This is a genomic window from Rheinheimera pacifica, assembly GCF_900108485.1.
GTDB classification, from domain to species: domain Bacteria; phylum Pseudomonadota; class Gammaproteobacteria; order Enterobacterales; family Alteromonadaceae; genus Alishewanella; species Alishewanella pacifica.
In genome coordinates this window covers 17,014-39,953 of sequence record NZ_FNXF01000003.1, presented here as the reverse complement: position 1 = coordinate 39,953, position 22,940 = coordinate 17,014, and the positions used below count along the sequence as shown (strand labels likewise).

General features: G+C 50.7%; 21 protein-coding genes. 14 read left to right on the top strand and 7 right to left on the bottom strand.

Annotated features, from left to right (window positions below; genetic code table 11):
* Position 1: 1 nt before the first annotated feature.
* From kdpC to BLW68_RS04680, 4 genes are read left to right on the top strand one after another with little or no spacing between them, the layout of a single operon-like run.
* Positions 2-616 carry a potassium-transporting ATPase subunit KdpC gene (gene kdpC / locus BLW68_RS04695; RefSeq protein WP_092790769.1) on the top strand — a complete coding sequence of 205 codons (615 nt, stop codon included), beginning with the start codon at positions 2-4 and terminating at the stop codon, positions 614-616.
* A 24-nt stretch (positions 617-640) separates the two neighbouring features.
* Positions 641-1,384 (top strand): TorF family putative porin, encoded by a 744-nt coding sequence (locus BLW68_RS04690; protein ID WP_092790767.1) that lies wholly within the window; start codon positions 641-643, stop codon positions 1,382-1,384.
* A 36-nt stretch (positions 1,385-1,420) separates the two neighbouring features.
* Entirely contained in the window at positions 1,421-4,078 is a 2,658-nt protein-coding gene (locus tag BLW68_RS04685) for a sensor histidine kinase (RefSeq protein ID WP_092790765.1), read from the top strand.
* A gap of 5 nt (positions 4,079-4,083) precedes the next feature.
* Positions 4,084-4,761: a response regulator gene (locus BLW68_RS04680; protein ID WP_092790763.1), complete on the top strand. Its 678-nt coding sequence runs from the start codon at positions 4,084-4,086 to the stop codon at positions 4,759-4,761.
* 1 nt (position 4,762) lies between these two features.
* Here BLW68_RS04680 and BLW68_RS04675 read toward each other — a convergent pair whose 3' ends face one another.
* Genes BLW68_RS04675 through BLW68_RS04665 form a run of 3 tightly spaced genes read right to left on the bottom strand, consistent with a single transcriptional unit; the run spans position 4,763 to position 7,995 of the window.
* Positions 4,763-5,437, bottom strand: coding sequence for a response regulator transcription factor (locus BLW68_RS04675; RefSeq protein WP_092790761.1), 675 nt, complete (start codon positions 5,435-5,437; stop codon positions 4,763-4,765).
* Positions 5,430-6,497, bottom strand: coding sequence for a sensor histidine kinase (locus BLW68_RS04670; RefSeq protein WP_092790759.1), 1,068 nt, complete (start codon positions 6,495-6,497; stop codon positions 5,430-5,432). Before BLW68_RS04670 ends, BLW68_RS04675 begins: the two co-directional genes overlap by 8 nt.
* Positions 6,498-6,510: 13 nt before the next feature.
* Positions 6,511-7,995: a TrkH family potassium uptake protein gene (locus BLW68_RS04665; protein ID WP_092790757.1), complete on the bottom strand. Its 1,485-nt coding sequence runs from the start codon at positions 7,993-7,995 to the stop codon at positions 6,511-6,513.
* Positions 7,996-8,179: 184 nt separating this feature from the next.
* Here BLW68_RS04665 and BLW68_RS04660 point away from each other — a divergent pair, with 184 nt between their 5' ends.
* The 6 genes from BLW68_RS04660 to BLW68_RS04635 all read left to right on the top strand — a co-directional run bounded on the left by BLW68_RS04660 (position 8,180) and on the right by BLW68_RS04635 (position 13,175).
* Positions 8,180-8,833, top strand: a complete 654-nt coding sequence (locus BLW68_RS04660; protein ID WP_092791453.1) for a potassium channel family protein — start codon at positions 8,180-8,182, stop codon at positions 8,831-8,833.
* Positions 8,833-10,200 (top strand): TrkH family potassium uptake protein, encoded by a 1,368-nt coding sequence (locus BLW68_RS04655; RefSeq protein ID WP_092790755.1) that lies wholly within the window; start codon positions 8,833-8,835, stop codon positions 10,198-10,200. Before BLW68_RS04660 ends, BLW68_RS04655 begins: the two co-directional genes overlap by 1 nt.
* A gap of 113 nt (positions 10,201-10,313) precedes the next feature.
* Complete coding sequence (locus BLW68_RS04650; protein ID WP_092790753.1) at positions 10,314-10,775, top strand: GNAT family N-acetyltransferase; 462 nt, start codon at positions 10,314-10,316, stop codon at positions 10,773-10,775.
* Between the two features lie 514 nt (positions 10,776-11,289).
* The gene (locus BLW68_RS04645) at positions 11,290-11,610 is read left to right on the top strand and encodes a hypothetical protein (RefSeq protein WP_092790751.1); all 321 of its coding nucleotides are present in this window, start codon (positions 11,290-11,292) and stop codon (positions 11,608-11,610) included.
* A gap of 150 nt (positions 11,611-11,760) precedes the next feature.
* Positions 11,761-12,075, top strand: a complete 315-nt coding sequence (locus BLW68_RS04640; RefSeq protein ID WP_092790749.1) for an ArsR/SmtB family transcription factor — start codon at positions 11,761-11,763, stop codon at positions 12,073-12,075.
* A gap of 47 nt (positions 12,076-12,122) precedes the next feature.
* Positions 12,123-13,175: an alkene reductase gene (locus BLW68_RS04635; protein WP_092790747.1), complete on the top strand. Its 1,053-nt coding sequence runs from the start codon at positions 12,123-12,125 to the stop codon at positions 13,173-13,175.
* 114 nt (positions 13,176-13,289) lie between these two features.
* On the opposite strand, the gene dsbB is transcribed toward BLW68_RS04635, so the two are convergent.
* Positions 13,290-13,826 carry a disulfide bond formation protein DsbB gene (gene dsbB, locus BLW68_RS04630; protein WP_092790745.1) on the bottom strand — a complete coding sequence of 179 codons (537 nt, stop codon included), beginning with the start codon at positions 13,824-13,826 and terminating at the stop codon, positions 13,290-13,292.
* 173 nt (positions 13,827-13,999) lie between these two features.
* Here dsbB and fadR point away from each other — a divergent pair, with 173 nt between their 5' ends.
* Positions 14,000-14,716, top strand: a complete 717-nt coding sequence (fadR, locus tag BLW68_RS04625) for a fatty acid metabolism transcriptional regulator FadR (RefSeq protein ID WP_092790743.1) — start codon at positions 14,000-14,002, stop codon at positions 14,714-14,716.
* A gap of 134 nt (positions 14,717-14,850) precedes the next feature.
* A complete protein-coding gene (locus BLW68_RS04620; protein ID WP_092790741.1) occupies positions 14,851-17,103 on the top strand; it encodes an aminotransferase class V-fold PLP-dependent enzyme in 2,253 nt (750 codons plus the stop codon).
* A gap of 51 nt (positions 17,104-17,154) precedes the next feature.
* Here BLW68_RS04620 and BLW68_RS04615 read toward each other — a convergent pair whose 3' ends face one another.
* Positions 17,155-17,844 (bottom strand): ChrR family anti-sigma-E factor, encoded by a 690-nt coding sequence (locus BLW68_RS04615; RefSeq protein WP_092790739.1) that lies wholly within the window; start codon positions 17,842-17,844, stop codon positions 17,155-17,157.
* Positions 17,828-18,412, bottom strand: a complete 585-nt coding sequence (locus BLW68_RS04610; protein ID WP_092790737.1) for a sigma-70 family RNA polymerase sigma factor — start codon at positions 18,410-18,412, stop codon at positions 17,828-17,830. Before BLW68_RS04610 ends, BLW68_RS04615 begins: the two co-directional genes overlap by 17 nt.
* A 250-nt stretch (positions 18,413-18,662) precedes the next feature.
* Here BLW68_RS04610 and BLW68_RS04605 point away from each other — a divergent pair, with 250 nt between their 5' ends.
* On the top strand, positions 18,663-19,271 hold the full coding sequence (locus tag BLW68_RS04605; protein WP_092790735.1) for an FMN-dependent NADH-azoreductase: 609 nt from the start codon (positions 18,663-18,665) through the stop codon (positions 19,269-19,271).
* 184 nt (positions 19,272-19,455) lie between these two features.
* Positions 19,456-21,927: a S9 family peptidase gene (locus BLW68_RS04600; RefSeq protein ID WP_092790734.1), complete on the top strand. Its 2,472-nt coding sequence runs from the start codon at positions 19,456-19,458 to the stop codon at positions 21,925-21,927.
* Positions 21,928-22,163: 236 nt separating this feature from the next.
* Here BLW68_RS04600 and BLW68_RS04595 read toward each other — a convergent pair whose 3' ends face one another.
* The gene (locus BLW68_RS04595) at positions 22,164-22,853 is read right to left on the bottom strand and encodes an RluA family pseudouridine synthase (protein WP_092790732.1); all 690 of its coding nucleotides are present in this window, start codon (positions 22,851-22,853) and stop codon (positions 22,164-22,166) included.
* Between the last annotated feature and the right edge of the window lie 87 nt (positions 22,854-22,940).

Genomic DNA, 22,940 nt, shown 5'->3' with positions numbered 1-22,940 from the left:
CATGAGTATTATTCAACCCGGCTTTAGCCAAAACCCTGCTGATACTGCAGCAATCTTACGCCCGGCGCTGGGGCTGGCGCTGGTGATGCTGGCAATCTGTGGCGGTATTTACAGTGTCACTGTCACCGGTATTAGCGGGGCCTTATTTCCTGAGCAAGCTAACGGTAGCCTGGTTAGCCAGAACGGCAAATTGGTTGGCTCGGCGCTGGTGGCTCAGCCTTTTAGCGCAGAGCACTATTTTCATGGCCGGCCCAGCAGTGCTGATAACGATCCTATGGCCACTGGTGGCAGCAATTTAGCGCCGTCTAACCCGGAGTTACGCCAACGCGTTGCGCAAACCAGTGCTGAGCTCACCGCGCGCTACCAGATTGCCGCTACCGAGCTGCCGGTAGATTTACTCGCCAGCTCCGGCTCGGGTGTCGACCCGCATATTTCGCCGGCAGCAGCCATGTTGCAACTGCAGCGTGTTGCTAAAGCGCGCGGTATGTCGCCAGCGCAGTTGGAACACCTGGTGCAGCAACACACTGAGCTGGCGCAGTGGGGCTTGTTTGGCCAGCACCGGGTCAATGTGTTGTTATTAAACCTGGCGCTGGATGCACAGCATCCACTGTCATAACGTTGTTTTCAGGAATTATTTATTATGCGTTTAGTACTATCTGTTTTATCCGGCACGGTATTGTCTGTAGCGGCAGCTGCCGTATTTGCTCTGCCATCAGCTGCTACGGCTGCACAAATCAGCAGCAGTGGCGAAGTGCGCTTTACCTCTGATTACTTATACCGCGGTATTTCACAAACCGACGAAGGCCCGGCGTTGCAGGGCAGCTTAACGCTAAGCCACGATGCTGGCTGGTATGTCAGCGCCTGGGGCTCGAATATCCGCTTTGGTGACGGCAGTATGGAGCTGGATATATCGCTTGGCCGCAGCTGGTCGCTCAATGATGACTGGGCGCTGGATGTCGGTTTGATGCAGTATCGCTATCCAAAGGGTGATAACGACGCTACAGAGTTTAATTTCTATGAAGGCTACGCCAAACTCAGCTATCAGGACTGGCAGCTGGGCTTAGCAGTTACCGATGACTATTTTGGCGCCGGTGTCGGTAAGTTCTGGTATCTGAGCGCCGGCTGGCAGCAAAGTTTGACTGAGCAACTGCAACTCAACTGGCATATTGGGTACAATAAATTTGCCGATGCGGCTGAGTTTCAAACTTTTCTGGGCGCAGAAGTGCATGATGGTTCCGGCTATACCGACTGGATCCTGACATTAGCAACACAACAGTGGGGTGTTGACTGGTCACTGGGCTATGCCGGTACCTCCATCAATAGTGCGGCCTGCAGTGCGCTGTGTGATAATCGCTGGGTATTTAGCCTGGGCAAAAGCTTTTAATCCAGATTATTTGCTAAGTTAATAAGGATAGACGCCGTGGCACAAGATGTACGCAGCCAAAAAGCCGATGCGCTACTTAAAAGCCTGCAACAGCAGCAGGGCGGGCAACTAAAGATATTTTTAGGTGCGGCGCCCGGCGTAGGTAAAACCTGCGCCATGTTAAATGCCGCCAAAGAGTGTATGCAGCAGGGCGTTAAGGTAACGGTGGGCCTGATTGAAACCCACGGCCGCGCTGATACCGAAGCGATGCTGCAAGGCTTTAACATCTTGCCCCGGCGTGAGCTTAACTATCATGGCCAACAGCTGACCGAATTTGATTTGGATGCCGCACTGACAGCCAAACCAGCGCTTATTCTGGTAGACGAGCTGGCGCATACTAATGTGCCCGGCAGCCGGCATAAACGGCGCTATCAGGATATTGCCGAACTGCTGTCTGCCGGTATTAATGTCTATACCACGCTGAACGTGCAACATATTGCCAGCCTGAACGATTTAGTGCTGCAAATCAGCGGGGTGCGGGTAACTGAAACCGTGCCGGATCAGTTTATTGATCAGGCACAGCAGCTGGTGTTTGTTGATTTAGCCCCAAACCATCTGTTGGATCGTCTGGCGCAGGGCAAAGTCTACCTGGCCGATTATGCGCAGCAGGCGGTGCAGCAGTTTTTCCAGTTAGAAACCCTGACAGCGCTGCGCGAGATGGCGATGAAGCTGGTCATGGATCATGTCGATAGCCAGTTGAAAACCGAACAGGACGCCAAAGCACGCAGCAGTGATTACCTGATTAAAGATAAACTGCTGGTGTTAATATCTAACCGGCGCGACCACGAATACCTGATCCGCATCGGCCGGCGTATGGCCGAAAAACGCCAGACACGCTGGCTGGTGGTGTGGGTCGATACCGGCCAGTTGCAATACCAAGCAGCGCAAAAACGGCTGCAATCGGCTTTTGCGCTGGCACGGGAGCTGGGTGCACAAACAGAAATTCTGCGCGGCCCGTCAACCTTGCAAACCATACTGCCGTATTTAGCCGAACACCGGATTAATACGGTACTGGTAGGCGCCGGCAGCAAACGGCGCTTTCAGCCCTGGCGTAAGCCGTTGTATCAGCAGCTTATTAACAGCGGTTTACCGCTGGAAGTGTCAGTGTGGCGCGCGGCTGAGCGCAGCAGTATGCCTGCTGCTGCACCGCAAGCGTCCACTACCTTTGGCCAGAAAGCAGGTTATGTTTACGGCCTGCTGTATACCGCTATCGCCAGCCTGGTGGTGCTGGGGTTAAGTGCCTGGCTGCAAAGCGGCAATTTGGTACTGGTGTATGTGTTGTCGGTAGTTGTATGCGGGCTGAAATACGGTGCGCGGCCGGCCATTTTTACCGCTGTGTTATCGTTTTTAAGCTTTAACTTTTTCCTTACCGAGCCTTATTACACCTTTTTCGTGAATAAAAACGATGATATTGCCACCTTGCTGTTTATGCTGGTTATCGGTGTAGTGTGTGGCCCGGCCGCATCACGTATTCGCCGGCAGTTTTTGCTGTTAAAAGAAGCCAATCGCTACAGCGAATTACAGCGTGATTTTGCCCAGCAACTTACCGTTATTAATCAGCCGGATGAGCTGTGGGCTACGCTGGCGGCGCAACTGGGCCAGGCACTGCATTGCCCGGTGCACATAGTGGCAACAACCGGGCAGCAACAGATTATACCGGCGTTAAAACAACCGCTGCAGGCGTTGGATCAGGCGATGCTCGACTGGTGTCAGCGCCATCAGCAACGGGCCGGCCGCTTTAGTGAAACTCTGAACGCCAGTGACTGGACCGCTTTTCCACTGACGGCACAGGGCAAAACGGTAGCGGTGTTGCTGGTACAATTTTCACCGGCACAGCAGCTGCTGCGGCCGGACGATACCGACCTGCTGCATAGCTTAAGCCAGCAAGCCCTTAACGTGTGGCAGCGTATGCAATTAAATACTGAACTGGAAAGCTCTAAACTGAAGGCTGAAATGGAACAATTGCGCTCGGCGCTGCTATCGTCGGTATCGCATGATTTACGCTCACCCTTATCGGCCATGATGGGCAGTGCCGAGAGCCTGCAAATGTTGGATAATCAGTTATCTGCTGAGGATCGCAAAGAGCTGCTTGATACCATAGTGCAGGAGAGCGGGCGGCTGGACAGGTATATTCAGAACTTGCTGGATATGACGCGGCTGGGCCACGGCACGTTAAAACTGGAGCGCGATTGGGTATCAGTAGCCGACATTATTGGCAGTGCACGCCAAAGGTTAAAGCGTTTTTTTCCCGAGGTAGAGTTAACATATCAGGCCGAAGCCGATATGCCGCTGCTGTATGTACATGCGGCACTGCTGGAGCAGGGTATTTTTAATATTCTGGAAAATGCCGCCAAATACAGCCCTCCGGGCGAGCCGGTATTGGTGTTTGTCAGCCATAAAGCCAATATCTGCCGCATTGAAATTGAAGACAGTGGCCCGGGCATCGCTGAATCGCTGCGGGAAAAAGTGTTTGATATGTTTTATGTCGTCGCCGACGGTGACAGTAAGCGGCATAATACCGGCATGGGGCTGGCGATTTGCCGTGGTATGATTGGTGCTCACGGTGGCACAGTAAAAGCCGATGCGGCCCGTGTGGGCAGCGGTTCACGTTTTATTATTGACTTACCTTTACCTGAAACTCAGGCCGGAGATTAACGCTATTGTCGGCGCATATTTTAGTTATTGATGATGAAAGCCAAATTCGCAAAATGCTGCGCATTGCGCTAAAAAGTGTCGGTTATCAGGTATCTGAGGCCGAATCGGTGGCAACAGGACTGGCTGCCACGGTGCGGCAGCAGCCGGATTTGGTGGTGCTGGATCTTGGCCTGCCCGATGGCAATGGGTTAACGCTGCTGGCTGAGCTGCGCAGCTTTTCTAAGGTGCCGGTGATTATATTGTCGGTACGCAGCGGCGATGCCGATAAAGTCAAAGCGCTGGATATCGGTGCTCAGGATTTTGTTACCAAGCCTTTTAGTGTGGAAGAATTGCTGGCCAGAATAAGAGCGCAGTTACGTGACCGGCTGCCCGATACCACACCGGCGCTGCTGGATGATGGTTATCTTAAAATTGATCTGGCACGGCGCCTGGTGTGTTGCAACGGTGAGGTTATTGAGTTAACACCAAAAGAATATGCGGTGTTGGCCAAACTAGCGCGGCATCGCCAGTGTGTGATCACACAAAAACAATTGCTGGAGGAAATCTGGGGGCCCAGTCATGGTCAGGATACGCACTATCTGCGCATTGTGGTCAGCCATATCCGGCAGAAAATAGGCGACGACCCTACCACACCGCGTTACTTAATCACCGAAGCCGGTATCGGTTATCGGCTAATGCTGTGATTCAGGTCATTTTAAGCCGGTAACCGACGCCGGGCTCGGTTTTCAGGTATACTGGTGCGGCCGGGCTGTCTTCCAGTTTTTGCCGTAGCTGTGCCATATGTACCCGCACATATTCCGGCCGGTCGGTATAGGTTTTACCCCATACCTGAGTCAGGATCTGGTTGTGGGTCAGCACTTTATCGGCATGGCGCATCAGCAAAAGCAAAATATCATATTCGGTTTTGGTCAGGTGTACTTCAGCACCGGCGCGGCTAACCTGACGCAGCACCGGGTCCAGCCTGATATCACCAAAGCTGAATGCCTGCTGCTGTGGCGTATTATGGCGTAAGTTAGCCCGAACGCGTGCCAGCAACTCTGCCGCACTAAAGGGTTTGGTAACATAGTCGTTAGCGCCGTTATCCAGCGCCTGCACTTTGTCCTGCTCACGGTGGCGGGCGGAAATGACTATTACCGGCGTGTCGCACCAGCTACGTAATTGGGCCAGCCACAACTGGCCGTCCATATCTGCCAGGCCTAAATCCAGCAGGATCAAATCTACCGGCTGTTGCACCAGATGCTGCAAAGCGGCGATGCCTTCACCAAAGCTATACACCTGATGCTGCTGGGTTTTAAGCAAGGTACCAAGAAAGCTCTGCATCGCCGGATCGTCTTCCAGCACCAGTATCGTTTCAGCCATGCTGTACTCCGTTATTACTGCTTTGCGGCCAGCGTAGCAGGGCGGTAACACAAGCGCGTTCTGTGTCGTGCTGCAAGCTAAAGTCGCCGTTATGTAAATGCATTACTGCTTTGCAAATAGCGGTGCCAAGGCCGGTGCCACTGTCCCGCTGCACGTTGCGTTTTGCCGCTGCAGCATTGCTGACACTTAGCATAAAATGGCCGTTTTGCCGGGTAAAATTAATGCTAACCGGGGCCTGGCCATGTTTTACAGCGTTTTCCAGCATATTCGCCAGGGCGATTTCCAGTAAGGTGGCGTCGGCAAAGCAGTCGGTTGTGCTAAGTTGCACATCAAACGGCTGAGTAGCCAGTAAGGCGGCACGCCTGGCAATGGCGGCTGATATTACATCAGTAACGGCAAGTGATTCCAGTTGCATAGTACTTTGCGGTTGTTGCACCCGGCTTAGTTCCATGACTTTGTCAAAGTGCTCGCTAAGCAGGCTGCTCTGGCGGTAAATATTGCCGGCCTGCTCACGCACTTCTGCTTCGCTAAGCTGCAGCTCTTTATCGGCCAGCATGCTGGAGGCGCCCATAATGGTAGCCAGCGGTGTGCGTAAATCATGTGAAATAGAGCGCAGCATCATGGCGCGGCTGTGTTCAAGCTCGGCCAGCATTCGTGCCTGGCGTGTTTTACCGGCCAGCAACTGGCGCTGCCGCATATGTTTTTTTGCCCTTGCCAGTTCTACGCGTAAACGGCCGGATAAGCGGCCAATAAAAATGCCCAGCAGTAGCATCACAATAAAGGTGATCAGATAGTCAACCTGGTGCACATATAAGGTGTAGTAGGGGGCGACAAAGAGAACGTCCAGCAGTACCACGCTGTTAATGGTGGTAATAATGGCCCAGCGCTGCCCGGCTTGTTGCGCTATCCAGGTTACCCACAATAGCTGCAACATGGCCACATCTGTGGTGGTCAGTAATGCTCTGGCAGGCAGCAATGCCAAAGCAATTAACAGCGGAACCACCAGTGTCAGCAGTAACAGCTGCCACATGGCATAATGTCCGCTTTGTAATCGTTTCATCGGTGGTATCAACTCAGTAGCGCCAATACATAGGCGTAAATAACAGTAACATAGTTAAAATTTCCAGCCGCCCCAGTAACATTCCCAGGGTTAAACTCCATTTTGCACCATCGGGTAAACTGGCAAAATTACCAGCCGGGCCGATAATATCACCCAACCCAGGGCCCACGTTACTAACAGCCGTAGCGGCACCGGTAAGCGCGGTAACAAAATCCAGATTAAACATCGACAGCACCAGTGCCAATATGGCTATGGTAGCAAAATAAACAAAGGCAAACGCCAATACTGCGCCAAGCAGTGCGTCGTCTACTTTTTTGCTGCCATATTTTTGCGTCCAGATAGCATTGGGGTGGATCAGTAAATTTAATTGTTTCAGCAATAAATAACCGGCCAGCTGGGTACGGAAAATCTTTAAACCGCCCGAGGTTGAGCCAGAGCAGCCACCACTAAACGTCAGGTAGAAAAACAATACTATTGCCATGCTGCCCCAGGCAGAATAATCCTCAGAGGCATAGCCGCAGGTGGTGATCACCGACACCACGTTAAACAGGGTGTGGGTCAGGGCATCCTGCCAGGGCCTGTCGTGATGTTGTATCTGGTATAAGGTTAGCATCAGTGTAACGGCCAGTACTACCGTCAGAAATGCTTTTACCTGTGGATCGCGCAGCAAAGCCCATTTGTCACCTTTGGCCATACCAACAAACAACACAAAGGGCAGCGCTGCCATTGTCATCCATAAACTGGCCAGCCACAGTAGCCAGGGCTTGTCATTAAAGTTGCCAAACGAGGCATCATAATTAGCAAAACCACCGGTGGCGGCTGATGTCATAGCGTGAGTAATGGCATCAAACCACGACATACCGCCAATAGCGTAGCTAAGTGCTGCTGCCACGCTGATACTTAAATACACCAGCAGAATATAAGCCGACAAACTGCTGCTGCGTGGCAGTATTTTTTCAGAAATGTCGGAGCTTTCGGTTTTAAACAGCTTCATACCGCCAATTTTCAGGGCCGGCAAAATAGCAATCGCCATCACGATAATACCGATGCCGCCAATCCATTGCAGCAGCGCGCGCCAGAATAATACGCCTTTTGGCATGATATCCAGGCCGCTTAATACGGTAGAGCCGGTGGTGGTAATGGCCGATACTGTTTCAAACCAGGCGTCAGTAATACTTAGGCCGGGAATACTCAGGTAAAGCGGCAACGCCGAAAATACGCAAATCGTTAGCCAGCAAAGTGTGGTGAGCAAAAACAAATACCGCTTTTTTAGCTGCACAACGCCGCCTGATCGCATCACCAGCATGCTACCGGCAACGGCCGTAATACAGGCTGATAATAAAAAACTCCAGAAAGCTTTGTCGGCCAGGCTAAAGCTGACAATGGTGGTGAGCAGTTGTGCGCCGCTCAGGCTAAGCAACAAATAGCCAATTACCCGGTAGAAGAAATGCCTGTTGCCGGTGTCGGTACCGGCAAAAGAGTAGGAGTAGGTCGACATAAGGTACTGCGGTCAGGCCGGTTGGTAGGTAAAGCCTAACGATTTTGGCTGGTTGATGCTGTAAAGCTTTTCTAAAGATTAGGCGGCTGATTATAAAGATTTTATAAAGATTGGTACCAAGCCGCAGACAGCCGCCCGGTTTGGGTTTTTAATGCGGGCTATTTTTCATAGTGGCACAGTTAAAATGGCACAATTTGCAGTAATAGGGCTGGGCCGGTTTGGCTCAGCCGCATCACTTGAGCTGATGCGCCTGGGGCATCAGGTGATTGGCATTGATAGCAATAGTAAGTTTATTAACCGTCTGGCAGATCAGTTAAGCCATGCCGTAATAGCCGATGCCACTGATGAGCTGGCGCTGCAAGAGCTGGATATTGCCGGTTGTGATGCAGTGCTGGTGGCCATTGGTGAAAACCTTGAGGCCAGTATTTTATGCGTGCTGAACCTGAAAAATATCGGTGTTAACCAAATTTGGGTAAAAGCCACCTCTAAAGCACATCATATGATTTTGTCGCGACTGGGCGTAAGCCGGATTATTCACCCGGAAGAGGAGATGGGCGTTAAAGTTGCGCAGGCACTGAACTACCCGATGGTAAGTCAGTATATGGCGCTGGGAAATAACCAATACCTGGTTGAGATTGATGTAAGCCCACGTCTTGAAGGGCATCGCATAGATGAGTTACTGGCCGACGGCGCCGCTTTTGTCAAAGTGGTGCTGGTAAAGCGGCGCGACAAACTGCTATCACCTGTAGCAACAGATTTTGTGTTAGAGCGCCATGACAGCCTGATACTGGCCGGTAGCCTGGAGATCCTTAAATCACTGGCACCCAAGCTAAGCTGATGAAAAACTGGCTACCACAATACCTGCCTTATATTCGCCGCAGGCCCTTATCGTCGCGCACGCTAGCCCTAAGCCCACCCACAGTGCTGGCGCTGGGGTTTGCCGGTCTTATTGTGCTTGGCGCGCTGTTATTGTTGTTACCCGCAGCAACAACGGCACCGCTTAACCTGCTACAAGCCTTGTTTACTGCGACATCGGCAGTCACGGTAACCGGCCTGGTGGTGGTGGATACCGGTACACATTTTACGCTATTTGGCCAACTGGTTATTGCGGCATTGATCCAGGCCGGTGGGTTAGGGTTTATGACATTTGCCGTGGTGGCGGTAATTAGCCTGGGCGCAAAAATTGGCCTGACACAGCAAAAAATTGCCCAGGAAGCCATGAGCCAAACCAGCCTGGCCCAGGTGGGACAAATTGCCAAGGCGGTATTGCTGTATTCTGTGGTTATTGAACTGGCCGGTATTTTGCTGCTAACGCTGACATGGTATCGCGAGCTTGGCCTGGCGACGGCAAGCTGGCATGCGGTGTTTTATACTATATCAGCCTTTAATAATGCCGGCTTTGCCCTTAGTAGCGACAGCCTGATGCCTTATGCCGGTAATATTGCGGTGACTATGATTATCAGCAGCTTGTTTATTATTGGTGGTATCGGCTTTACTGTGCTGATCGATCTAAAAAAACAACAGCGCTGGCGTTTACTCAGTGTTAATACCCGTATTGTTTTGCTATCTACACTGATTCTTAACGTCATCGCCTTTTTGCTGCTGTGGATATTAGAGGCAAATAACCCGGCCACGCTGGCTAATTTGTCGGTAAAAGATCAGGCACTGGCAGCCTGGTTTCAAGCGGTAACGCCGCGTACGGCCGGTTTTAACACCCTGGATTACAGCCAGATGACAGACGCCAGCAACGTGCTGACCTTACTGCTGATGTTTATCGGCGGCGGCTCGCTCAGTACTGCCAGCGGTATTAAACTGGGCACCTTTGTTATTTTAATTATGGCAACCTATGCCTTTTTACGTCGGCGTGATGATGTGACCTTGCTCCGGCGCACTATACCCAATGCACAGGTGCTGAAGGCACTGGCGCTGACATTTGTTTCTATGGCATTGGTGTTTCTCGCTATTTTCGTGTTAACCGCGCTGGAAAAAGCACCTTTTCTTGATATTGCCTTTGAAGCGGTATCAGCCCTTAGCACCGTAGGGTTATCCAGAGGCCTGACCGGCAACCTCAGTGTGCCGGGCCAGTGTGTCATTATCTTTCTGATGATTGCCGGAAGGCTCGGGCCGCTAACGCTGGCGTATTTTCTTGCTACACCCAAACAGCGTAAAACCCGCTATGCCGACACTAAAATTCAGGTCGGTTAAGCGGGCCTGGCTAAGCTAAAACCACGGCAAGGCTAAGACAAAATCCCGCCGGGGCATAGGCTGCAGCAGGCTGCTCTGCTATGCTGCCGGCGGTTTTTGTCAGAGGCTAAATAATGTACCAGATTCGACCCTACCAACCCGGCGAAGAGCCGCTACTGCGCGAGCTGTTTTATAGCACTGTGCATAACGTTAACCAGCGTGATTACAGCGTTGAGCAGCGCGAAGCCTGGGCGCCACAGCGTTATGACGCTAATGTCTGGGCAGCGCGGCTGGCGCAAAGCGAGCCCTTTGTCGCACTACACAACGAAGAAATTGTCGGCTTTGCCGATGTGCAAACCGACGGCTATATCGACTTTTTCTTCTGTCATCAGGCGTATCAGGGTAAGGGCGTGGGCAAAGCACTAATGAAACACCTGTTGAAAACCGGCAAACGCTATGGCGTAAAACGCTTTTACGCGGATGTCAGCATTACTGCTAAGCCATTTTTTCAGCATTACGGCTTTGAAGTGGTGCGCCAGCAGCAAAAAGAAGTGCGCGGTGTAGTGCTAACGAACTTTTTAATGGAAAAGCGGTAGGTAAATATCAGTATGTGATAGTTGAGCTTTGGCGGGACAATGTGATGTACCTGTAAAGTATTGTAAGTACTGTAATTAAGGCATGATGTCATAAGCACAAATTATACTGAGGCGGGCCTTTCCTCCGAGAAATGTAAAGGCCACTAAAAATTATGTGGAATCTACCAACACTGTTGCTTGAAGTATGGATGTGCCCAGATGAGAATAATTTGGGTGAGTATCTTCCTGCGTGCCTTCCGTTCGGTCCTGAGGGAGATGCCGCACGATCTTTGATTGACCCGGACAGTTTCTGTCTACTGGTATTCTTTGCTGAGTCACATTTTGACGCAATGAGTTATTACTATCGATTGGTGCATAATGAAAGATATACCACAAATAACCCAGAAGACTATCGCCCGTACCCTGCAAAAAGTATTGAGATCCAGCGTAAATTTCTGTCCAGATTCTAATTAACGGCTATAGCTGTTATTAGCTCAGGCCTAATATTCTCTTGCGACGTGGGAAATATATAAATATGAATATCGTAATAAATTCAGGTGCAGAAGAAGCCACAATTAGTAAACTTATCGCAGAAACTAAGCCACCGTTTGAGATTTCGTTTACTCATCTTCCTTATCCTGAAATGGGCGTTGGAGATTGCACCAGAGATTTAAAAGTACTGCCTTCTGGAGAGTGTTATATCAAACAAGGAATGCATGGCTCTAGTGGGGTATGGAAGCAAGAAACAAAGCAAAATGCAGTGCAGTGGCTCGTGGAGGCTGCGCAAAATAATTTCAGGATTATGAATTCTCATAAATCTTGTATTTACACTCTTAAAACATTGGCTGGCGAGTAAACGCAACTGGTGGAAAAGGGAGCAGAGACTTTTAGCCTTAGCGGCCAGCTAATTGCACAAATCCTAATTTAACTTAAACCCGCCCTTGAAATGCCATTGCCCTAACCACATATATCGTTGCATCGCGATATATAAATTAAAGATGAGCGTATGACGGCACTTAACCCAAAACAAATTGATGACCTGATAAAGGCGGTGGCGCATCCGGTGCGGCGCGATATTTTGCACTGGCTAAAAACGCCGGAGCAGTATTTTGCTGATCAGGATCATCCGCTTAGCTTAGGCGTATGCGCCGGTAAAATTGAACGTAAAACCGGCTTGTCACAAAGCACGGTGTCAGCCCATTTGGCTACTTTGCAACGGGCCGGTGCTATTAGCAGCCAGAAAGTAGGGCAGTGGCATTTTTTTAAACGGGATGAGGTGCTGATCCAGCAGTTTCTGGCACAAATCAGCAGTCAACTCTAAGCAACAAGCTGTAATTACACAGCAGCTTAACCACACAGGATTATATTATGACAACACTATTCGACCCGATAAAAGTAGGCGATTTACAGTTACCCAACCGCATTATTATGGCGCCATTAACCCGCTGCCGTGCCAGTGAGGGCCGGGTGCCAAATGAGCTGATGGCAGAATATTATGTGCAGCGTGCCAGTGCCGGGCTTATTTTAACCGAGGCCACTTCTGTTACGCCAATGGGCGTGGGTTACCCCGATACGCCGGGTATTTGGTCAGACGAGCAAGTTGCCGGCTGGCGCAAAATTACTGCTGCAGTACATAACGCCGGTGGCCGCATTGTATTGCAGTTATGGCATGTTGGCCGTATCTCTGATCCGCATTATTTAGACGGCCAGTTGCCGGTTGCCCCCAGCGCCATAGCTGCAGAAGGTCATGTCAGTTTAATGCGGCCGAAAAAAGCTTATGTTACGCCAAGAGCACTGGAAACTAACGAGATTGCCGGTATTGTTGAAGCCTACCGCCTGGGGGCTGAAAACGCGAAAAAAGCCGGTTTTGACGGCGTGGAAATTCACGGTGCCAACGGCTATTTACTGGACCAGTTTTTACAGGACAGCACCAATAAACGCACCGACAACTACGGCGGCAGTATTGAAAACCGTGCCCGTTTAATGCTGGAAGTCACTGATGCGGTGATCTCAGTTTGGGGCGCTGGCCGCGTGGGTATGCATTTAGCACCACGTGCCGATGCACACACTATGGGTGACTCACACCGTGCCGATACCTTCGGTTATGTAGCGCAGCAGTTGGGCAAACGCGGTATCGCCTTTATTTGTGCCCGCGAAGCGCAGGGCGATGACAGCCTGGGGCCACAACTAAAACAGCAATTTGGTGGTGTGTATATCGCCAACGAGAAATTTGATAAAGCCTCTGCCAACGCGGCCCTGGCAGCAGGTACGGCCGATGCGGTAGCCTTTGGTGTACCTTATATTGCTAACCCGGATTTAGTGCAGCGCTTTGCCAAAGATGCGCCATTAAATACGCCTAAGCCAGAGCTGTTTTATGCCAGCGGCGCTGAGGGTTATACCGATTATCCTGCGCTTAGCTAAGACGAGAACCGGCTTGCCCTAAGCCAACCGTTGAAGGCATGGATGCCTGAGTCGAGCCCCCAGGGAGGGGTCTACGGCGTGTTGGCGTGGGCAAACCGGTTCGTGCTCTGGTTACTAATCGCGATAAGGGTTGTTGCTAATCCGTACCGGCTGGCTTAGCAGCAGTATTGCTGCTATTACGGCATAAACCCAAAGCGATACCGCACTCCAGAATGCCATACTTTTATCTAAAAACTGCCAGCTGGTGTCACCACAACTGCCGGTGGGTTCAAACACTGCAGGCAGCCACTGATCCAACGGCATCCAGGTAGGAAACTCAGCAAACAGCGCACAACTGAAAAAGCCGCCTTCTGCCAGCAGTTGCTCAATGTGCAGCAGCTCGTTGGCTTGCATAATGCCAAAACCAGCAGATGCAAGTACGCCAAACAGAGCCAGTAGCCTGAACAAGGCATTGGCAGGCGCCAGCAAACCAATAATGGCGGCCACTAGCACACCAACAAAAGCACTGCGGATATAAATACATTTAATACAAGGCTGTAAGTTTAGCCCGTACTGAAAATACAGCGCGCTGGCCAATAACCCCAGGCAGGATAATATCAGCAGCATCCAGGGCCAGCGCTGCATAGATAAACGTTTGATTTTTTGTAGCATTTCTTATCCTTCTGACGGGAGTTTTCTTCAGCTGCGGTTAATCTACGGTATTTAAGCGTAATGCACAATCCGGCTGCGGTGTCGGGCTAATTTAGAAGGGTGGCTTGTTAACTGTTGGCGCTCTGGTACAATCAGTCAACTTTTTTTCTGAACAAAAAGACGGACAGATCCGCATGACTAATCTGATTAAAGCACAAAGCCCGGCCGGGTTTGCTGAAGAGTATATTGTTGACTCGATCTGGAACGGAAAATTTGCCCCTGGTTCTATATTACCAGCAGAGCGTGAATTGTCTGAACTGATAGGCGTAACCCGTACCACTTTGCGTGAAGTATTACAGCGTTTAGCTCGTGACGGCTGGCTAACTATTCAACATGGTAAGCCTACAAAAGTAAATAATTACTGGGAAACCTCAGGCTTAAATATTCTCGAAACGCTGGCCCGGTTAGACGAAGACCAAATGCCAAAACTGGTAGATGATTTATTATCTGCCCGTACTAATATCAGTGCGATTTATATCCGTGGTGCAATCAAAAACAACGCCCAGCAGGTAGTAGAACTGTTTGCCAGTGCCGAAGCGCTGGAAGATACCGCCGAGGCGTTTGCCGAATTTGACTATAATTTAAACCACGAACTGGCACTGTATTCAGCTAATCGTATTTATGTGCTGATTTTAAACGGTTTTCGTGGCCTGTATAACAAGATTGCGCGTTTTTACTTTTCGCACCCTAAAGCCCGTGAGCTGGCGCGTAAGTATTATCATCAGATCAAACTCTATGCCGAAAACGGCAAGTTCGACGAAGTGGTATTTGCCGTACGTAAATACGGTAAAGAAAGCGGCTTAGTCTGGTCGGAGCTACGGCCGCAGATCCCCAAAGATCTGGTCGAATAAACAGCTAAACACAAACCGCCTTCGGGCGGTTTGTTATTTAATGCGCTATTGACGCTTGAGCTGTGCCGGCCAGCCAGTTATTATTGTGCGGAATAACATATTCTTTTTAGTTATATCAGGCAGAGGCAAATGCTATGAAAGGCGCGGCGCATACAGAAGTATATCTGGATAACAATGCTACCACACCGGTACTGCCGGTTGCTGCAGAGGCAGCAATGCATGCGATGCAGCGTGGCTATGGTAACCCCAGCAGCAGCCACGCTACCGGTATTAAAGCCAAAGCAGAACTGGAAACCACCCGCGCTTTGGCCCGGCAGTTAATCGGCGCCCGCAGTGGTGACATTGTATTTACCTCTGGGGCGACAGAGGGCATTCAAGCCTCGATTGTTTCGGCGTTAATGGCGGCCCGGGCGCAGAGCAAAACCGGCGCAGCAACCTTATTACTGTATGGCGCTACTGAGCATAAAGCGGTGCCCGAAAGCCTGAAACACTGGAACCGGGTATTGCAGCTTAATGCCACGGTAAAGGCCATTCCTGTTGATCAGCATGGTGTGCTCGATAGCGGCTTTATCCGCGAGCACCTCACCGCTGCAGTAATGATTTGTACTATGGCAGCGAACAATGAAACCGGCGTAAAGCAGGATCTGGTGGCGCTGGAGCAATTGATCCGCAGTGTTAACCCGCAAGTTTACTGGATGGTAGATTGTGTGCAGGCGCTGGGTAAAATGTCGCTGAATATTGCCGATACCAGCATTGATTACGCGCCCTTTAGTGGCCATAAATTGTACGCACCTAAAGGCATCGGTTTTTTGTATGTGCGTAAAGACACGCCTTATCAGCCTTTTATTGCCGGTGGTGGCCAGGAAAGTGGTTTACGCTCGGGTACCGAAAACCTGCCCGGTATCGCCGCTTTGCACGCCATTTTTTCTGAACTGGCCAAAACCAGCGGCTCTGCGTTTCAAACTGAAGATACACTGTGGCACTACCGGCAGCAACTTATTGCGGCGTTACGGCAGGTGTTTCCTGCTTTGGTGCTTAACAGTGATATACCGCATGTGGTGCCCACTACCATTAATTTTTCCGTGCCGGGTTTTTACAGCAAAGACATTATGGATTTGTTTGATGCCGCCGGTATCCGCGTAAGTTCGGGCTCGGCGTGCAGCTCTAAGGTACCCAGCAGTTTTGTGCTTGATGCCATGGGGCTGGACAGCTGGCGCTCGCAGGGAGCTATCCGCTTATCCTTTGGCCCGGCGATGACCAAAGTTGAATGTGAACACGCTTGCCAGGCTATTGCTGCACTTAAAGCGGTGGTATCGAAGCATTGTCTGGTACTGACCGATGCCACACCAACACTGGAAATTCATGCCCGCGGCTTACTACAGCTAAAGCATGAAGCCTTATGTAGCTATGTACTGATCTGCCCTGATAGCCTCAAAGCACTGGTGATAGATCCGGTATTGCCGCTGGCCGGCCGTATTGCCAATATTATCCAGGGCCATGGTTTACAGTTAAAAGCTGTGCTGGACACTCATTTGCACCAGGATCATCAGTCGGCCCGCACAGAATTATTAACCTTGCTGGGTAATCCCTGCGCCGCTAGCGGCTGTGATGTGCTGGGCTGGCCTGAGCACAGCCCTGAAATTCAGCTTGGGCCCTATCAGTTAACCCGGTTGGCCACACCGGGCCATACGCCTGAAGCGGTGAGTATTTTGCTGTACAAACAGCAACAGCTGCTATGCGCTTTTACCGGTGATGTAATACTGCCAGGTGGAGTGGGCCGCACCGATTTACCCGGCGGCGATATTTCAGCACTGGCAAACAGCATCCGGCTACTGGCAGGTAAAGTAGGGCAGCATACCTTGTTGTTATCCAGCCATGATTATGCGCAACGCTTTTTTACCAGCCTGGCACTGGCAGCAACAGAGCAGCCGCTGATCCAGGCCCTGCTGAATAATCAGCCGCACACCGAATGGCAACCGCAGTTACAGCAACAGGCTGTTACTTTACAGCAGGCCAGCAGTTATTTCTGTGGTTTGGTTGAAGTAAGTTTGTCTGATGCCACTGATGTGATTGCACCAGCGCACCTGGCAGACTTTTTACAACAATGGCCGCAAATGCAGGTGGTTGATGTGCGTGAGCCGCATGAGCAAAGTGCCGGAGCGCTGGCACAGTATTTACCGGCAGCTTATCTGGCACAGCACAGCGTGCAGGAAATACCGCTATCCAAGCTGGCCGATGCGGTTATCCACCGGCAATTACACTGCGAACAACCGTTGTTGCTGGTTTGCCGCTCAGGTAACCGTAGCCTGGTGGCCTGCAAAGTGCTGGGGCGCTTGGGCTTTAAGCAGGTATTTAACCTCAAAGGTGGCACTGCACTGTTGTGTTAAAACAGTTGTAAAAAAACGCCAGCAGTTGCTGGCGTTAATCGGGTATGGCGGTTAGTAAAAGAACTGCTGTAGCGGGTTAAGCAACCGGGTTAAGCCTTTTTTAAACTTTAACGGCGCGCTTAGTACCGACAGGCATAAGCAATCTTCGTCTGCCATAGTGCGCGGTGTGTGGGTATCGTCCGGTGAATTAATCAGTAAATCACCAGCTTTGTATTCACCGTTTTCATCAACAATTTTACCGGCCAGCACTAATGTCATCTCCAGCCCCAGGTGAGTGTGCTGCGGTACTTCAGTGTCTTTACTGATATACAGTAAGGATACATGATAATCGTTGCCTGCCGGCAATTTCGCCGTTGCTATACCACCCAGATGCAACCACTTGCCATGATTTGCGGCCAGGCGCTGTAATGCCCGCGGCAAAACAAACTCGCGCTGATTAACTATGATGGACTCAGCTGGCTGTGCAGACAATTGCGCCTGCGTGGCAGCAGCCTGTTTAGACAATGGCGGCTGCGCCATAATGTCATGCAGCATCTGCTGCCAGTCGGTAGTGTTGGTTTTAACCGGTTGCTGAGCCAGCTGGCAGGCCAAGTCAGCGGTAATGTCACGGCTAAGCTGTTGACAATGTGGGCACAGGTCAATATGCGCTGCCACAGCCAGCGCTACGTCGGCACTTAAGGTGCCTTCGGCATGTTGTTCCAGTAACGGCATGCCAGGGTGAAACTTAATTGCGTGCGCCATCTAATGCCTCTCTTAATCTGTCCAGCGCTAAGCGGATGCGTGATTTCACTGTACCCAGTGGGATCGCCAGTTCATCCGATACTTCCTGATGCGATTTTTCCTGCAAATATACTTTTTCCATTACCTCGCGTTGCGCCGGCGGCAGGCTGGTAAAGTGCGGCGCCAGTTTATCCATCAGCAGCTGGGTATCCCATTGCGAGGCATCGGTGTCGGCTTCCTGCTCCGGGTACTCGCCGTTAAGCCATAAATCATCAGCACTGACATCATCTTTACGGCTTTGCTTTTTGCGCAGCATGTCAAAGCGCACATTTCTGGCAATGGTAAAAATCCATGTTGAAGCACAACCACGGGATGCATCAAACAACGCCGCTTTTTTCCATACGTTTAGCATGGTGTCTTGCACCATTTCCAGCGCCTGCTGCTCGTTACCAAACATTTTCATACCAAAAGCTTTCAGCCTTGGTGCAAAATAATTAAATAGTTCAGCATAAGCACTGCGATCACGCTGCAGAGCGACAAAAGTGAGTGCCTCTTCCCAGTTATTATTGGTAATTTCTTGCCTTGTCATAGAGGCTTGAGTATCCGGTATTGGCGAGGGGACCCTATCATGCCTTGGTACCTTGGCTAACTTCAACATGTTTTATGTTCCTGGTTACGGTGTTACCGGCATTGCTGCTGTGTAGCCCTATTTACGTGGTGTAAGCTGTACTGGATTGCTATTTAAATAAATTAAAAATTAGAAAGGTATGTGCGTTTTATTCTGATTTTCTTCCTAAAAAAATACTTTATTATGAGCTTATTCACCACGGGAGACTATCATGAAACATATTTTACTGATTAACAGTTCTATTAACGGTGACAAAGGTCACTCGGCTCAGTTAGCCCAACAATTTATTGCCCAGTTGCCAAAAGGCAGCTTTAACCTGGACACTCTGGATTTAAACGCCACACCGGTGCCGCACCTGGAGATGGCAGAAATGGCAGCCTGGATGACACCGGCAGAACAGCGTAGCAGCGAGCAGCAGCGTCTGGCTGCTATCTCTGACGACATTGTTGCCCGCATTAAAGCGGCCGATGTGATTGTTTTAGGCGTACCAATGTACAACTTTGGCATACCATCACAGCTAAAAGCCTTGCTTGACCGGGTAGCACGCGCTGGCATTACCTTTAAGTATACCGAGCAGGGCCCGGTAGGCTTGCTGGATGATAAGCCGGTGGTCATTTTTGCTGCCCGTGGTGGTATTTATCAGGGTACCGGGCTGGACAGCCAGACACCGTTTTTACAAACATTTTTTAACTTCGTTGGTTTAAAGGACCTGCATTTTGTTTATGCCGAAGGCCTTAATATGGGAACGGACGCACAACAGGCGGCACTTACCGCAGCAACGGCCCGTTTAACTGAAATCAGCGCTAAAATAGCTGCTTAACTTCTCCACAGCTGTTCGAATACTTGTTATTCACGCTGTATTTGCCGGTCTGGTTCAGGCCGGCTTTTTTCTGTCGGTTAATCTTATCTGCTTTGCTGTCAGCCGCATCTGTTGGTGTGTCAGTTGCGTTACCGCAGCGCTCTTTGTATAACAGAGCGTCTTTTACTACTATAAGAAACTCGCTATGACTAAGATCCGTCATTCAGTGCTGGCTGTCGCGTTGTGCAGCTTCGTACTAACCAGCCCGTTGCAGGCCAGAAAAGCCGAGCCACAAACCTATCAAACAGCAGCTATCAGCGTACCGCAGGTATTTAATGGCGACGCCAGTATCAAACTGAGCATGGAACAGATTATGGCTGATCCGGACTGGCTTGGCCGCCAGCCAGAGCAAGCGCTGTGGAGCGCCGACAGCCAGCAGGTATTTTATCAGCGTAAGCAGCAAGGTAACGAACTGCGCGACTGGTTTGTCCGGCCACTGGCTGCGCAGGGCAATGGTGAGCAAGTGGCATTAGCTAGCCAACACCAGATAGGCAGTGCCAGCGCGGTTTACAATAAAGATCGTAGCCTGCAGGCCTATATTTTTGAAGGCAACTTGTTTGTGCGCCGCATGGCAAGCTTTGAATTAATTCAGCTAACCCGCGACAGTGCAGTGCAGACTGATCCACTATTTTTGCTCGATGGCCGTATCGCATACCGCGAAGGCTGGACTTATTACGCTATTGATCTGGCCTCAGGCAACCGCACCGAGCTGGCTAACCTGCAACTGGCCGAAGCACCCAAAGCACCGGCTGTGCCCAAAGGTTATCTGGCACAAGAGCAGCACAAACTGATTGAGTTTGTAGCGCTGGAGCAAAAAAATGCTGAACAGCGTTATGCCGCGCAGCAGCAGTTGCAAGCCCAAAACAGCAGCATGGCGCCCAAAGCGTTTTATCTGGGTAAAGACTTACAGGTAGTCGGCGCCAGCTTGTCACCTAAAGCCGACTATATGCTGGTCTCGGTGCGCAAAGCTGGTAAGCGTAACGATAAAGATATTATGCCAAATTACATTACCGCCAATGGCGATATTGCCGCTCAACCGGTACGCGGGCGGGTTAATGATGTTATTCCTGCAGCGCAGCGTATTTTGTTGTTAAACCTTAAAGATGGCAGCAGCAGCGAGTTAAGCTATACCAGCCTGCCAGGCTATAACGAAGATGTGCTGGCTGAGGTTAAAGCAGAAAATGCTAAAGCCCGGGGTGAAAAATACAAAAGTGAGAAGGTGATCCGCGATATCGGTCTGATGAATGACTGGTACTGGACGCAAAGCGCTATGCGCTGGCACAGCAACGGTGAACACGTTGCCCTGATGCTTAAAGCGCTGGATAACAAAGACCGTTGGATAGCTACTGTCGATTTGCAGAAAAAAACACTGGTGCCACAGCACCGGTTACATGACACCGCCTGGGTTAATTATTCTTTTAACGACTACGGCTGGTTAAATAACGCTGACAGCCTGTACTACCTGTCGGAAGAGTCCGGTTACTCTCATTTATATGTTAAGCCGCTAAAAGGCAAAGCTAAAAAACTGACCAGCGGTACTTTTGAAGTCAGCGATCCGGTGCTTAGCAGCGATGATCAATTTATTTACTTTAAGGCAAACGTGGCGCACCCTGGCAACTATGAGGTGTACCGTGCGGTATTAGCCAGCGGTAATACTGAACAGCTAACCAAACTGGGTGGCAGCACTGATTTTACACTGTCGCCGGACGAACAAAAACTGTTACTGCGCCATTCCACCAACCTGATGCCGGAAGAGCTGTACGTGGCTGATGCTGCACCAGGCGCCGAAGTTAAACGCCTGACTGACACCATATCGGCAGAGTTTAAACAGTTACCGCTGGTAGCGCCGCAGATAGTTGCGGTACCTTCCAGCCATGGCGAGCAGCCGGTGTTTTCTAAAGTGTATTACCCGGCCGATTACCAGCAGGGCGAAAAACGCCGCGCCGTTATTTTTAACCATGGTGCCGGTTATCTGCAAAACAGTGATATGGGCTGGTCAGGTTATTTCCGTGAGTTTTTCTTCCATAACCTGTTGGTACAACAAGGCTATGTGGTAATGGATATGGATTACCGGGCATCAAAAGGTTATGGCCGCGACTGGCGCACCGCCATTTACCGCCGCATGGGTACACCAGAGATTGAAGATTTGGTTGATGGCGTAAACTGGATGGTGGCAAATGCCAATGTAGATCGTAACCGTATTGGTACTTATGGTGGTTCGTACGGCGGCTTTATGACCTTTATGGCGCTGTTTACTGAACCGGATTTATTCCAGGCCGGTGCAGCACTGCGCCCGGTGAGTGATTGGGCCTATTACAACCATGCGTATACGTCGAATATTCTGAATACGCCTGCCATTGACCCTATCGCCTATGAGCGCAGCTCGCCAATTTACTTTACCCAGGGCCTTAAAAAGCCTTTGCTGATTAATGCGCCTATGGTTGATGACAACGTATTCTTTCAGGATGTCGTGCGTTTAGTGCAGCGGTTAATTGAGCAGGAAAACATTAACTTTGAAACGGCAATTTACCCGGTAGAGCCGCATGGCTTTCGCCAGCCAAGCAGCTGGCTGGATGAGTACCGCCGTATTTATAAGTTATTTGAGCAGAATTTATAATGCTGTAACAATACGGCCGCAATACCCGCTCTGGCTCGCCGCAGCAACTCGCCCTAATGCCTGCGGCAGGGCTCAGACACTCTGCGCCGACCAGATCGGGTTTCCGGCCTCCTCATACTTAACGATTCTAAAACGTCTCCTTGTGAGGCGTTTTTTTCGAGTGTAGGCAGCTTGCTCTGTTAACCCGGCCTCCTCATACTTAATACTTCTAAAACGCTTCCTTGTGAGGCGTTTTTTTATATAGCGTTTAACTTGCCGGCAGCACTGACAAAGTCAGTATCTGCATCAAACCTTAGCCGTTTGCCGTTGTATGGCTGGTTTAACTCCAGCGTGGCGGCATGCAGCAATAAACGCGGAGCTGCAGTAAGGGCTGCATCACTGGCATAAAACGCATCGCCCAGTATCGGGTGCCCAAGCGCCAGCATATGCATACGTAGTTGATGCGAGCGCCCGGTAACCGGTTTTAGCTCTACCAATGCCCGATCAGGTAATTGCTGCAACAGCCGGTAATGGGTAATGGCGCTTTTGCCCTGGCTGTAACACACTTTCTGTTTTGGCGGATTACTGCTGTCGGCTATCAGCGGAAGGTCAACAGTGCCTTCTGCCTGTTGCAGTATGCCCCAAACTACAGCAAGGTAGCGTTTGCTGACCGTACGATCGGCAAATTGCTGTTTTAGCGCCCGTTCGCTAGCGCGGCGCAGCGCAATAACCACCACACCGGAGGTGGCCATATCCAGCCGGTGCACCAGTTGCGCCAGCGGGTATTGCTGCTGCACCCGGCTTAGCAGGCAGTCGGCTAAATGCTCGCCGCGGCCGGGGTTAGTCAGCAGGCCGCTGGGTTTATTCAGCACAATCAGATCTTTGTCCTGATATAGCACCTCAAGCCAGGGCTCAACGGGCGGGGTATATACAAAAGGTTCGGTCATAAGGTGGCAGCTTTAGCGGCAAAGCGCTTAGCTTAGCCGAATTTAACCAGCAGACGAAGGGGTTTTACGGCATAATAGCCGCCGTTA